The following is a 12966-nucleotide window of genomic DNA, read 5'->3' as shown; positions in this document are numbered from 1 at the left end:
AACCATGCAATTATATACAAAAACAGGCGATAAAGGCTTGACCAAGCTCGTTGGTGGCCAGAGTGTTGCTAAGGATGCAGAGCGTGTCAATGCTTATGGAACCATTGACGAATTAAATTCCTGGATTGGTCTGACTATTAGCAAAATGACTGATTCCGATGCCCTAAAAGAAGAGCTTTTGCAGCTTCAACACTATCTCTTTGACTGTGGTTCAGACTTATCAACACCACAGGGAGTGTATCCTTACAAGGTTGATAAACAGTTGGTTGAATGGATTGAGGAGCGGATTGATACCTATGCAGATATTCCGCCAGCTCTTGAAACCTTTATTCTTCCAGGTGGCGATGAGATTGCCTCTATGATCCATGTGGCGCGTACCATTGCTCGGCGAGCAGAACGCCATATTGTTGCGACTATGTGGACGACAGAAATCAATAATGAAGTGTTGATCTTTGTCAATCGCCTGTCTGATTATTTCTTTGCCTTGGCACGCGTGCTAAACTTTAGAAAAAATCGCCCTGACGTAGCGTATGAACGCGGTGTAAAAGTCTTTCACAATATCACCAAAGCAGATGTGGAACGTTGGGCAAGTAAGCGCGATTAAAGAATTTCAAAACAAAAAAGCAGTAGAGTCCTGAAGGAAGGATTTTACTGCTTTTTATGAAGAAATAAAAAATCCCACCTTCTATAAGAGGTGGGAGAATAGTCAATAAAAGAAAGCGTCTTTACGGCATTGTAGAATATTGCTAAGCATCGTTGGTTAGCAGCAGCTTTCCTGATTATCGGCTCTGCCTCGTTGCAGAAAGATAAGCACAGCCTATCTTTAGAAAATTAGCGTACTAACGTAGAGCCAATAATGGAAATGCTGCAATCAATGCTGATTCCACAATGACATCATCACCTTACATCGAGGCGTGAAATCTACTAAAATTTAAGAATAAAGACCTGACTTAAAGCCTAAGCTTATCACAGTGGCGGGACCGCGTTGGATTTTCACCAAACTTCCATACTCCTAAAAGTACTAAAATTAATTTCCTAGCACGTTTATTGTAACACCTTTCCTAGACTTTTACAAGCAATATGAATCAAATTTCCTTGAAATACTCCGTAGAAAATAAATTTTGAAATAAAAATGACCATTTTCATTGATTTGAAAGCGCTTTTGTGTTATAATTCAATTATAGTACAAAGAGGTACTGTTTATAACGAAGCAATGTGGCTATGTGAGACGACTATGAGGTGTGTAGACGAGTAGTGGTTTTTCATGTAGTCATTTTTCGTGTCACAGATTTATAGAGAAAGAAAGGAGAACAAATGTATAAAATCTTTTATAAAACTGAATTGTGCATAGGCAAGGGTGCTTTGAAGCAATTGAGTACATACAAGGACGAACATGTCTTGGTGGTAGCCGATCCATTTTTGAAAACATCTGGTCAGCTAGAAGCTATTTTAGCTTATTTGGATGAAAGCAATGATGTGGTTGTCTTTACAGACATCGTACCTGATCCACCGATTGAAACTGTTGTCGCTGGCATTCAGTCAGCAGGTGGTCGTCCGATTAGTATTGTCTTGTGTGTTGGTGGTGGCTCTGCGATTGACGCAGCAAAAGCTATGTATTACTTTGGGAAGCAACAAGGCATCTTCTCTCAAGCGATTTTAATCGCAATTCCTACTACCAGCGGTACTGGTTCTGAGGTGACAGACTTTTCCATCATCACCGATGCAGAAAAAGGGACCAAGTATCCTTTGGTTTCGCGAGAAATCTTACCAGATGTCGCGGTGTTGGATGCTGACCTTGTCTTGTCCTTACCAGCCAATATCACAGCTGATACAGGAATGGATGTTTTAACTCATGCTTTTGAGGCTTATGTCTCTACAAATGCCACTGATTTTTCAGATGCCTTAGCTGAAAAGGCGATCAAACTCGTCTTTGAATATTTGCCAAAAGCCTATAAAAATGGTCAAGATGTAGAAGCAAGAGAGAAGATGCATGTGGCCTCCACACTGGCTGGAATGGCCTTTAATACAGCGTCACTTGGTTTAAATCACGGGATTGCCCACGCTGCGGGTGCTAAATTCCACATTCCTCATGGTCGCCTAAACAGTATTCTCATGCCCCATATTATCCAGTACAATGCCAATGTTATGAACCGAGGCAAACAGCCGATTGCTAAAGAAACAGCTGCTCGGTATCAGGACATTGCAAAATTGTTGGGCTACAGTGCTTCCAATCCATCCTTGGGTGTTCGCCAATTAGTTGAAGCAGTGAAAAAACTACAAAAACAATTGGAAATGCCAACTTCGCTTCGAGAGTACGGTATCAGCTCAGAGACCTTTGCTCAGTACAAGGAAGACATTGCCCAAGCTGCCCTGAAAGATAAGTGTACCGATACAAATCCAAGAGTGCCAACCATTTTAGAAGTGCTGAAAATTTTAGAAACTGCCTTTTAAAAATGATGTTGCCATCTGAATAAATTTAGTATATAATACATAGAGTTTGTCTTCTATGTAGGTGAAGAAGGGTAGATATGGTAGAAGAAAAACAAAGAATGATACAAGAGTATGTGCCGGGAAAACAAGTCACCCTCGCACATCTCATCGCAAATCCAGATGATGTCATTTTTGAAAAGCTTGGCTTGATTGTGGAAAATAAAGGTGCGATTGGTATTTTGACCATTACACCGAGTGAAGCGGCAATCATTGCCGTAGATATTGCAACCAAGGCAGCAGATGTCCAAGTTGGTTTTGTCGATCGTTTTAGTGGATCTGTTGTGATGACTGGAGATGTTTCATCCGTTGAAGCAGCCCTCGTTGCAGTCTTGCAAGGCTTGGAAGAAATATTAGGTTTCTCCAGCACAGTTGTCACACGAACATAAAAAAAGAAACTGATAAGGGGAAGTATGAAAGGTAGAATACTCATTGCTGATGATGATCCAATTGTAACACTAGATATAAGACGCATTCTGGAAGAAGCAGATTATGAAGTGGTCGCAGAGGCGTCTGATGGATTTGAAGCGATTGAACTTTGTCAAAAATATCGCTCTGATCTAGTGATTATGGATATTAAGATGCCTTTATTGGATGGTTTAACAGCTACAAAAAAAATGCTTGATGATGCCTTGACCTACGGAGTAATCCTCTTATCCGCCTATGATGATGAGAGTTATGTGCAAAAAGCAAAACATTATGGTGCAAGCGCTTATCTTGTCAAACCATTGGACGCTAAATCATTGATTCCAATGGTAGAAGTTTGTATTGAAAAAGGACGCCAATTGCAGCAACTGTCGAATGAGATGATTAAATTATCTAAAAAAATAGATGATCGGATTGTCATTGAAAAAGCTAAAGGTCTGCTAATGGTTCGTGACCATCTATCAGAGCCCGAAGCTTTTAAGCAAATTCGGACAATTAGTATGCAAAAGCGCGTTCCAATGGTTGAAATTGCACGATTATTGGTTCTCAATGATGAAATATAGAGAAAAAATCAAAAAATTATGCGAGCAGCAAACCAATCTCAGTCCAGAAGATATTGAAACCTTGATTGAGCAGGCAGATATTCTGATGAAAACCTCAGATTATGCTAGCGAGGATGTCTTTATTGATGTTCAAAACGTCTATTCAGAGCATGCGACGGTCATCTTTCATAAGAAGCCTCAAACCAAGGGAAGTCTCTACGAAAAGACAGTGGTTGGTAGCCTTGCGTATCTGCAAAATGAACCCGGTGTTATTCGGACCCTGCATACGGGGGCTCCGTCGATTGGTTTATCAGCCCTCTCTCAAGAAGGGATCCCCATTCGTCAGACCGTTCTTCCGATTCTAAGAGAAGGACGAGTGATTGCGACCCTGATTTTAGAAAAGGACAGCCCATCGGATTTTCCTGCTCATTTTTCGTTGAAAACGGTGGAATTTAGCCATCACGAAGTTGATGATGCTTGTGCGAATATTGACTCGCCAGAATTTGCCCTATTAAAATATATGGAAGATGCTGTCTTAGTATTCAAACAGACAGGGGAATTGATTTATTTTAATCCGAAGGCAGTAGAAATTTATCGTACAAAGCTGGGTTATAGGGATTCTCTTGAGGGGATGCACTATGATAATTTAGTTCTTGAAAAGAACTTCTTTTCAGATATTTGTGTAGCTAGTCAAGATTTGACAGAAACCTATTCCATATCATCCGAAGTACAGTATGGAACCAATTGTTTTTCCGTTAACCAATATGTGGTTCGTGAATCGCAATCACTTATCATGATTTGTAAAGATATCAGCGATTTGAAACGATTGGAAGTCCATCTATCCCTTGAGCGAACGACGATTCGCGAGATGAATCATCGGGTGAAAAATAATTTGCAAACCGTTGTCTCTCTCTTGCGCTTGCAGTCGCAGCGCAGTCAAGATAAGGACGTGAAGAAAAACCTATCAGACAGTGTGAACCGTGTCCTGTCTATCTCCATGACGCACGAACTCTTGTCCTCACAAAAGAATGATGAAGTGGCTGTTGAGCAGCTACTAGAAGGAGTTCTTGCGAATGTACAGCGCTGTTTCAGCGAGAGAATAGATATTGCCCTGTCCTATTGGCTAGATCCGACGATTTACCTTGATAGCAATCGAGCAACGGCACTAGCCTTAGTGGTCAATGAACTATTGCAAAATAGTTACGACCACGCATTTGAAACCATCGAGCAAAAAAATCCGAAAATTCATTTGCAAATCGCGTTGAAAGATGATATAATAGAGCTACAAGTAACTGACAATGGAAGCGGTTACGATGTCAATCAGTCTTTCAATAATCATCTCGGTTTGATGATTGTAGAACGATTCGTAAAAAGTAGATTGTCTGGTAAACTATCTATCCGATCGAGCCATCGTGGCACCAAGACAATGATTACATTTAAGTATAATAAAATAGACTAACAACGATGTCGGTCTTAAAAGCAATGACGCTTGAAGAGTATAAGTAAACCTTTGTTTATTTGTGCTTCTTTAAGCGTCTTTTTTGGAGGTTTGTAGCATGTCGGATAAGATTTTAAGTGTGGGGCTTGACCTTGGTACTGCAACTACACAGCTCATTTTATCCGAGTTGACCATTGAAAATATTTCCTCTCTCTTTACCATTCCACGTGTCTGTATTACAGATAAGAAAGTTCTGTATAAGAGCGATATTATCTTCACACCAATTTCTGACCAGCTCTTGATTGAGGTGGATAAGATTAAGGACTTTGTGATGACAGAGTACGCCAAGGCTGGGATTGAGAAAAAAGATATTCAAATGGGTGCCGTGATTATCACGGGAGAAACAGCTCGGAAAGAAAATGCTAGTCATGTTTTACAGGCCCTGAGTGGCTATGCTGGCGACTTTGTCGTAGCCACTGCAGGACCTGACCTAGAGAGCATTATAGCAGGGAAAGGAGCTTGCAGTCACCAATATTCTCAAGAACATCACACGTCAGTAGTCAATATTGATATCGGGGGTGGGACATCAAACTTAGCTGTTTTCCGTGAGGGAGACTTGATTGATACAGGATGTTTTGACATTGGAGGGCGCTTGATTAAGCTAAATCCTGAAACACATCGCATCACTTATATTGCTCCCAAGCTAAAAGAGATTATAGCTGATAAACAGTGGAAATTACAGGAAGGGGAAGTGGCTGACCGAGAGTACTTGGATGCCCTCATTCAGATTCTCGTTGAAGTGCTTGAACAATCTGTTGGCATTGACAACCACAGTCCTTACTATGAAATGCTGCAAACTAATCATGGTTTGAAATTAAATTATGAAATTAAATGTGTTTCCTTCTCTGGTGGTGTAGCGGATGCGATCATCGATTCGACACCAGTCAATGAATTTCAATACGGAGATATTGGTATTTTGCTCGGCCGTGCCCTTCGTCAGTCAAAAATTTTTGACCAAAAACGGGTCATCAAGTCAGCAGAAACGATCCGTGCAACTGTTGTAGGCGCTGGAAGCCATACAACAGATGTTAGCGGAAGTACCATTACCTATATTTCAAATGTCTTGCCTATCAAAAATGTCCCTGTTCTGAAACTTGCTTCTAGCGATGAACAAGAAGACAAGGACACAATGAGAGAGATTATCAAGGACAAGGTCGGTTGGTTTACTTTAGAAAATGAAGTCCAACAAATCGCCCTAGCAATCAATGGAGAAAAAAGTCCTAGTTTCACTCGGGTAGTTGATTATACAGAGGCCATTATCGGCGGCATGGCAGAGAGTATTGAAAAGAAAATCCCATTATTGGTTGTCGTTCAAGAGGACATGGCAAAGGTCCTTGGTCAATGTCTCTACGCACAGCTCCCTAAGGATTATCCCTTTGTCTGTATTGATTCGGTCGATGTTCAAAACGGAGATTACATCGATATTGGAAATCCTGTGATTGAAGGATCTGTCTTACCAGTTGTTGTGAAAACATTGGTATTTAACTAAGGTATAAAAAAGGAGGATATATTAAATGATTTTGAAAACAAAATTATTTGGTAGAGTTTACGAATTTAAGTCAGTAAAAGAAGTGCTGGCTAAAGCAAATGAATACAAATCAGGAGACCAATTGGCTGGTGTAGCTGCTGGTTCTGCTGAAGAACGTGTCGCAGCGAAAGTTGTCTTGGCACAATTGAAACTATCTGATTTGTTTAATAACCCAGTAGTTCCTTATGAAGAAGACGAAGTAACACGTATCATCATTGATGATGTGAACTTGCGTACGTATGAAAAAATCAAAAACTGGACGGTTCAAGAATTGCGTGAGTGGATTTTGGACAACAATACAACCAACATTGATATTCAATGGATTTCCCGCGGCTTGACTTCTGAAATGGTTGCAGCAGTTGCAAAACTGATGACAAACCTAGACTTGATTGTTGGCGCTCAAAAAATTATTATCACAAAGAAAGCCAATACAACAATCGGTATGCCAGGAACCTTCTCATCTCGTTTGCAACCAAACCATACAACAGACGATCCAGACGGAATCATGGCGTCAACCATGGAAGGTTTTGCTTATGGATGTGGAGATGCCCTTCTTGGTTTGAACCCTGTTGATGATTCAGTTGAAAGTACGAAACGTATCCTTCATAAGTTCAATGACTTCATCGAAGAATACAAGATTCCAACTCAACACTGTGTACTAGCGCACGTCACCACCCAGATTGAAGCGATGAATCAAGGGGCTCCAACTGGACTTGTTTTCCAATCTATTGCTGGCTCTGAAAAAGGAAATGAAGCCTTCGGATTTAATGCCGCAACGATTCAAGAAGCTCGTGATACAGCTCTTAAAGTTGGCTCTGCAGCTGGACCAAACGTGATGTACTTTGAAACAGGTCAAGGTTCTGAATTGTCATCTGATGCGCACTATGATGCTGACCAAGTGACAATGGAAGCTCGTTGTTACGGTTTTGCAAAACGCTTTGATCCATTCTTGGTGAATACCGTAGTAGGATTTATCGGTCCTGAATACCTCTATGATTCAAAACAAGTTATCCGTGCTGGTCTTGAAGATCACTTCATGGGTAAATTGACAGGTATCTCTATGGGATGTGATATTTGTTACACAAACCACATGAAAGCAGACCAAAACGATGCAGAAAACTTGTTGGTATTGCTTGGTTCTGCGGGTGTTAACTACATCATGGCTATCCCTCATGGTGATGACATCATGTTGAACTATCAAACAACAGGATACCATGAAACAGCAACCATGCGTGACCTATTAGGCAAACGTCCAATCAAAGAATTTGAAGAGTGGATGGAAAAAATGGGCTTGATGGAAAACGGACATCTAACTGCAATCGGTGGAGATGGTTCTGTCTTCATGAAATCAAATTAGTTGGGAGGAAATCATTGTGGATGAATTGCAATTAAAAGAAATGATTCGCTCACTGTTAAGTGAGATGGATACAAAAGAAGTAGCAGCAGCTCCAGCAGTAACTGTTGAAGCTAATCAACCTGCTGTGGTAGAAGCAAAAGGCTTGCCTGCTAGCGAAGCAACGGAGATTGAAGATGGGATGATTCCAGACATCACAGAAGTGGATATTCAGGAACAATTCTTGGTACCAAATGCGATTAACGAAGAAGCCTATCGTAAAATCAAGAAATTTACACCCGCTCGTCTTGGATTGTGGAGAGCTGGAAACCGTTACATGACCCAATCTGTTTTACGCTTTAGAGCAGACCATGCGGCAGCGCAGGATGCGGTATTCTCTTATGTATCAGAGGATTTTGTCAAAGAAATGGGCTTTGTCCCTGTACAAACCAAGGCTTCTTCAAAAGATGAATACTTGACTCGTCCAGACCTTGGTCGTGTCTTCTCAGAAGACCAACAACAGTTTATCAAAGATAACTGTGTGCACAATGCAAAAGTACAAATCGTTGTCGGAGATGGTCTGAGCTCTTCTGCCATTGAAGCCAACGTCAAAGACTTCTTGCCAGCCCTTAAACAAGGTTTGAAGATGTTTGGCTTAGACTATAACGAAGTGCTCTTTATCAAACATGCTCGGGTTGCTGCTATGGACCAAATCGCTGAATTGACTGGTGCAGAAGTTGTCTGTATGCTAGTTGGTGAACGTCCTGGTCTTGTCACAGCAGAATCCATGAGTGCTTACTTGGCTTACAAACCAACTGTTGGAATGCCAGAAGCAAAACGTACGGTTTTATCAAATATCCATAAAGGTGGAACACCAGCCGTTGAAGCTGGAGCTTATGTGGCTGAAATCATTAAGAAAATCCTTGATAATAAGAAATCAGGGGTTGACTTGAAATAATTTTTAGGAGGACATTGTTTTGAAAAATGAACGTTTAGGCGCAAGCGTATTAAGCGCTTTAGTCATTTCAAATGTGGATGCTGGGCTTGCAGCATCACTTGAGTTAAAACCACATCACAGAAGTCTTGGAATTGTGACTTCTGACTGTGATGATGTAACCTATGTGGCTCTTGACGAGGCAACAAAAGCAGCAGATGTAGAAGTTGTATATGCACGCAGTATGTATGCTGGTGCAGGCAATGCCTCTACGAAACTTGCTGGTGAGGTGATTGGCATTATCGCTGGTCCAAATCCAGAAGAAGTTCGTAGCGGTCTTGATGTTGCTGTCTATGAAATTGAAAACGGCGCAAGCTTTTACAGTGCAAATGATGATAACAGCGTGCCGTATTTTGCACACTGTGTCTCTCGTGCAGGGTCATACCTTTCAGCAGGAGCAAACTCAACAGAAGGAACAGCGATTGCTTACTTAATCGCTCCTCCAGCAGAAGCTATGGTTGGACTCGATGCAGCTCTTAAAGCGGCAGATGTCCAAATCGGTGCCTTTTATGGCCCACCAAGTGAAACAAACTTTGCAGGTGGTTTGTTAGTCGGTTCTCAATCAGCTTGCCGTGCAGCATGTGATGCGTTTGCAAAAACAGTAGTAGCAGTGGCTAACGATCCAAAAAGCTATTAAACATTAGGGGTTGATTAGATGACAAAAAGAGCACTCGGTTTAATTGAAGTAAAAGGTTATCTAGGTGCTGTGGTTGCCGCGGATGCAGCAGTAAAAGCAGCCAATGTGTCATTGCTTAATATTGAAACTGTTAAGGCAGGGTTAAATACTGTTCAATTAGTAGGCGATGTGAGTGCTGTTAAGGCAGCAGTTGATGCAGCAGTTGATGCAGTCCACGATAAGCCATATTATTTAGCTAGCCATGTCATTCCTCGTTTGGATGACCAGACATACATTCTTTTCAAAGCAAAACGAAATGAAGCAAAAGAAGTGGAAGTGGTCGAGGAAGAGAACACGCTAGTAGAAATTCCTCAGCCACTGGACGACGTAAGACCACCTCAAGAAACAGTTGAGTTGACAGAAACGGCTATTTTGGAAATCCCTCCTGTTGTAGAAGAGGAAGCTGTTATTGTCCAAGAGGAGAGAGGAGTTCCTAAGTTTTCGCGCGAAGAATTAGAAAAATTAAAAGTTGTGAAATTACGGAGCATTGCTTACCGTGAAAAAGATATTGATTTATCAAAGAAAGAAATTAAGTTTGCAAACAAGCACCTATTGATTGAAGCTTTGATGAAAATTACCAGAAAGGAGTAATCGTGAATGTTTTTAGAAGATAAGGATTTAGTTTCGATTCAAGAAGTGCGTAACTTAATTCGTAAAGCAAAACGTGCACAAGAAGAATTGGCTCAAATGAGTCAAGAACAGATTGATACGATTGTAAAAGTAGTTGCCAAAGCTTGCTATGATGAGCGTGAGCGCTTAGCTAAGATGGCAGCAGAGGAAACAGGCTTTGGCCGCTGGGAAGATAAGGTGTTGAAAAACGCTCTTGCTTCTAAAGGTATCCTTGAAGAAATCAAGGATATGCGGACAGTTGGTATCTTGTCTGATGACAAAGAAAATAAGGTGACAGAGGTCGCTGTACCAGTTGGAGTGATTGCTGGATTGATTCCATCTACTAACCCAACCTCAACTGTTATCTATAAAGCCTTGATTGCCTTGAAAGCAGGAAATAGTATCGTCTTTTCACCACATCCAAATGCTTTAAAGAGTATTGAAGCAACGGTGGAAGTTATCAATCGTGCAGCCAAAAGTGCAGGTTGCCCAGATGGTGCTGTCGGTGTCATCCACCGTGTATCTATCCAAGCAACTAATGAATTGATGAAACATAAAGATACTAACTTGATCTTGGCAACTGGTGGAACTGCTATGGTCAAGGCAGCTTACTCATCAGGAACTCCAGCAATTGGGGTTGGACCTGGAAATGGACCTGCCTTTATCGAACGTACTGCGGATGTTCCAAAAGCGGTTCGTCAAATCTTGGATTCTAAGACCTTTGATAATGGCGTTATCTGTGCTTCAGAACAATCGATCATTGTTGAAGAAGACATGAAAGCAACAGTTGTAGAAGAATTCAAGAAACAAGGTGCTTACTTTGTGCCAACTGAGGACGCTAAGAAACTAGGAGCATTTATTATTCTTCCGAACGGAGCGATGAATCCTAAGATGGTTGGGAAATCTCCTCAAGTAATTGGAAAATTGGCTGGAATTTCTGTCCCAGATGACGCCCGTGTTCTGATTGCGGAAGAAACAGGTGTCGGAAAACAACATCCATATTCAATGGAAAAATTGGCTCCTGTATTAGGCTTCTACACAGTCAAAGATTGGGAAGAGGCTTGCAAACTGAGCATGAAGATTCTTCATCACGAAGGGGTGGGTCATACAATGGCGATTCATACCAAGGATGAACGGATTGTTCGTGAATTTGCTCTTAAAAAACCAGTTTCTCGCTTGCTTGTCAATACACCAGCAGCCTTGGGTGGTGTTGGAGCAACAACTGGCTTGTTCCCTGCCTTTACACTTGGTTGTGGAGCAGTTGGAGGCAGTGCAACTTCTGATAACGTAAGCCCACGAAATCTGTTCAATATTCGTCGTGTTGCCTATGGAACAACAGAATTGTCTGACTTACGCCAAGCCGAAAACATGGCTGTCACCGTTCAAGAAGATTGCCCAACTTCTGTTGATGAAGATAAATTGGTGGAACTTCTCGTACAACGTGTACTTTCAAAACTAGATAAATAATAACAATAGTATCGGAGGAAAATAAAAATGGCAAATGCAAACGCATTAGGAATGGTAGAAACAAAAGGACTTGTTGGCGCAATTGAAGCGGCAGATGCAATGGTTAAAGCAGCAAATGTTACTTTGATTGGAAAAGAACAAGTAGGAGCAGGACTGGTAACTGTCATGGTTCGTGGCGATGTTGGTGCAGTTAAAGCAGCGACAGATGCAGGAGCAGCAGCAGCAGAAAACGTAGGTGAATTGGTATCTGTTCATGTTATCCCACGCCCACACGCAGAAGTTGAAGTGATCCTACCTGCTGGTAGCAACAAGGAATAAATCACTCACCATAAAAATAAATAAGAATAAGAAAATATAACACTATTGGAGGAAAATAAAAATGGCAAATGCAAACGCACTAGGAATGGTAGAAACAAAAGGACTTGTTGGCGCAATTGAAGCGGCAGATGCAATGGTTAAAGCAGCAAATGTTACTTTGATTGGAAAAGAACAAGTAGGAGCAGGACTGGTAACTGTCATGGTTCGTGGCGATGTTGGTGCAGTTAAAGCAGCGACAGATGCAGGAGCAGCGGCAGCAGAAAACGTAGGTGAATTGGTATCTGTTCATGTTATCCCACGTCCACACGCAGAAGTTGAAGTGATTTTACCAAAATAATATTTCAGTTTGATTGATGTTACTCATAAGCTATCTAGTTCGTTTTGCGAGTAGATAGCTTATCGTAACAAGATCGGTAGAAGGATGTGAATACATGTCAGTTCTTACAGAAGCAAAGATTAGAAAGTTGTTTAGAGAGTCTGGCATTTTAGAAAATGGTGTCCTTGAGTTAGCAAAACATGAAAAATTGACCCCAGCTGCCAGAGGATTTCTAAATGACCATCATATCAAGGTGGTTAATTCTAATCAGCAAAAAAGGAGAGCATCTGTATCACAATATGAAGTAAGCAAAGAGCCTATTACCAATATTGAAGACTCTGTTGTGTATCCGCTACTGTTTAGATTAACCAGATTATATAGCTATTTCTTAAAGAGCCAAAGAGAATTACATTTGGCTTTCCAGAATGAAAAGTGTGAGCAAGTAGGCCTATTATTATCTATTCTTGAAAAAATGGTAGGACACCATATTTTAGAGGATATTTCAGACTATCACACCACATTACTGTCAAATACCGATTTGCAAGCGATTCGCGTTAGTAAGCAACTAGACCAACAAACGGTGATGATGAATTATCAAGAACCAGAATGGCGCTTGGTAGGCTATGAAACCTACCTTGAAACCAGTCTAGTGCGTAAGGAAATCGAGCGTGTAGCAGATTTTGATAGGGATGTATTTGCTGGCAAGGTTTCTCAATTATTAAAATCCATTGAGGTTTTATTATGGCTGATAGCTAGTGAATAAGAAGAAAGG

The 12966-nt window shown here is 41.1% G+C and carries 14 protein-coding genes and 1 riboswitch; all 14 genes read left to right on the top strand.

From position 1 onward, the window contains the following. Positions 1-4 precede the first annotated feature (4 nt). The 14 genes from E4T82_RS02500 (at position 5) to E4T82_RS02435 (ending at position 12957) form a co-directional block, all read left to right on the top strand. Positions 5-604: a cob(I)yrinic acid a,c-diamide adenosyltransferase gene (locus E4T82_RS02500; RefSeq protein WP_135181317.1), complete on the top strand. Its 600-nt coding sequence runs from the start codon at positions 5-7 to the stop codon at positions 602-604. Positions 605-886: 282 nt separating this feature from the next. Continuing rightward, a riboswitch (adenosylcobalamin (AdoCbl) riboswitch) is annotated at positions 887-1033 on the bottom strand. Between the two features lie 281 nt (positions 1034-1314). Then, positions 1315-2451, top strand: a complete 1137-nt coding sequence (locus tag E4T82_RS02495; protein WP_135181316.1) for a 1-propanol dehydrogenase PduQ — start codon at positions 1315-1317, stop codon at positions 2449-2451. Positions 2452-2549: 98 nt separating this feature from the next. Continuing rightward, the gene (locus tag E4T82_RS02490; protein WP_083201815.1) at positions 2550-2876 is read left to right on the top strand and encodes a BMC domain-containing protein; all 327 of its coding nucleotides are present in this window, start codon (positions 2550-2552) and stop codon (positions 2874-2876) included. Positions 2877-2900: 24 nt separating this feature from the next. Next, a complete protein-coding gene (locus tag E4T82_RS02485) occupies positions 2901-3476 on the top strand; it encodes an ANTAR domain-containing response regulator (protein ID WP_135181315.1) in 576 nt (191 codons plus the stop codon). After that, the gene (locus E4T82_RS02480; RefSeq protein WP_135181378.1) at positions 3466-4914 is read left to right on the top strand and encodes a sensor histidine kinase; all 1449 of its coding nucleotides are present in this window, start codon (positions 3466-3468) and stop codon (positions 4912-4914) included. The genes E4T82_RS02485 and E4T82_RS02480 overlap by 11 nt, the downstream gene beginning before the upstream one ends. Positions 4915-5011: 97 nt before the next feature. Continuing rightward, a complete protein-coding gene (gene eutA, locus E4T82_RS02475; RefSeq protein WP_135181314.1) occupies positions 5012-6442 on the top strand; it encodes an ethanolamine ammonia-lyase reactivating factor EutA in 1431 nt (476 codons plus the stop codon). Between the two features lie 25 nt (positions 6443-6467). Continuing rightward, complete coding sequence (locus E4T82_RS02470) at positions 6468-7838, top strand: ethanolamine ammonia-lyase subunit EutB (RefSeq protein WP_135181313.1); 1371 nt, start codon at positions 6468-6470, stop codon at positions 7836-7838. A 16-nt stretch (positions 7839-7854) separates the two neighbouring features. Continuing rightward, a complete protein-coding gene (gene eutC, locus E4T82_RS02465; RefSeq protein ID WP_135181312.1) occupies positions 7855-8772 on the top strand; it encodes an ethanolamine ammonia-lyase subunit EutC in 918 nt (305 codons plus the stop codon). A gap of 19 nt (positions 8773-8791) precedes the next feature. Then, the gene (gene eutL, locus E4T82_RS02460; RefSeq protein ID WP_167753545.1) at positions 8792-9445 is read left to right on the top strand and encodes an ethanolamine utilization microcompartment protein EutL; all 654 of its coding nucleotides are present in this window, start codon (positions 8792-8794) and stop codon (positions 9443-9445) included. Positions 9446-9463: 18 nt separating this feature from the next. Beyond that, positions 9464-10075, top strand: coding sequence for a BMC domain-containing protein (locus E4T82_RS02455; RefSeq protein WP_135181310.1), 612 nt, complete (start codon positions 9464-9466; stop codon positions 10073-10075). A 6-nt stretch (positions 10076-10081) separates the two neighbouring features. Continuing rightward, complete coding sequence (locus E4T82_RS02450; protein ID WP_135181309.1) at positions 10082-11560, top strand: acetaldehyde dehydrogenase (acetylating); 1479 nt, start codon at positions 10082-10084, stop codon at positions 11558-11560. 27 nt (positions 11561-11587) lie between these two features. Then, complete coding sequence (locus E4T82_RS02445; protein ID WP_135181308.1) at positions 11588-11878, top strand: BMC domain-containing protein; 291 nt, start codon at positions 11588-11590, stop codon at positions 11876-11878. A gap of 61 nt (positions 11879-11939) precedes the next feature. Then, a complete protein-coding gene (gene pduA / locus E4T82_RS02440) occupies positions 11940-12215 on the top strand; it encodes a propanediol utilization microcompartment protein PduA (protein WP_135181307.1) in 276 nt (91 codons plus the stop codon). 94 nt (positions 12216-12309) lie between these two features. Next, positions 12310-12957 carry a hypothetical protein gene (locus E4T82_RS02435; RefSeq protein ID WP_135181306.1) on the top strand — a complete coding sequence of 216 codons (648 nt, stop codon included), beginning with the start codon at positions 12310-12312 and terminating at the stop codon, positions 12955-12957. The last annotated feature ends 9 nt before the right edge of the window (positions 12958-12966 follow it).

Origin of the sequence: Streptococcus cuniculi, assembly GCF_004570575.1 — a bacterium.
GTDB lineage: Bacteria > Bacillota > Bacilli > Lactobacillales > Streptococcaceae > Streptococcus > Streptococcus cuniculi_A.
The sequence above is the reverse complement of the archived record's forward strand: the minus strand, read 5'-3'. Positions and strand labels throughout refer to the sequence as shown.

Coding starts and splice junctions, on each gene's coding strand:
- E4T82_RS02450 (WP_135181309.1), top strand. CDS start 10,082: ATGTTTTTAGAAGATAAGGATTTAGTTTCGATTCAAGAAGTGCGTAAC.
- pduA (WP_135181307.1), top strand. CDS start 11,940: ATGGCAAATGCAAACGCACTAGGAATGGTAGAAACAAAAGGACTTGTT.
- E4T82_RS02490 (WP_083201815.1), top strand. CDS start 2,550: ATGATACAAGAGTATGTGCCGGGAAAACAAGTCACCCTCGCACATCTC.
- E4T82_RS02470 (WP_135181313.1), top strand. CDS start 6,468: ATGATTTTGAAAACAAAATTATTTGGTAGAGTTTACGAATTTAAGTCA.
- E4T82_RS02445 (WP_135181308.1), top strand. CDS start 11,588: ATGGCAAATGCAAACGCATTAGGAATGGTAGAAACAAAAGGACTTGTT.
- E4T82_RS02455 (WP_135181310.1), top strand. CDS start 9,464: ATGACAAAAAGAGCACTCGGTTTAATTGAAGTAAAAGGTTATCTAGGT.
- E4T82_RS02480 (WP_135181378.1), top strand. CDS start 3,466: ATGAAATATAGAGAAAAAATCAAAAAATTATGCGAGCAGCAAACCAAT.
- E4T82_RS02435 (WP_135181306.1), top strand. CDS start 12,310: ATGTCAGTTCTTACAGAAGCAAAGATTAGAAAGTTGTTTAGAGAGTCT.
- eutA (WP_135181314.1), top strand. CDS start 5,012: ATGTCGGATAAGATTTTAAGTGTGGGGCTTGACCTTGGTACTGCAACT.
- E4T82_RS02500 (WP_135181317.1), top strand. CDS start 5: ATGCAATTATATACAAAAACAGGCGATAAAGGCTTGACCAAGCTCGTT.
- E4T82_RS02495 (WP_135181316.1), top strand. CDS start 1,315: ATGTATAAAATCTTTTATAAAACTGAATTGTGCATAGGCAAGGGTGCT.
- E4T82_RS02485 (WP_135181315.1), top strand. CDS start 2,901: ATGAAAGGTAGAATACTCATTGCTGATGATGATCCAATTGTAACACTA.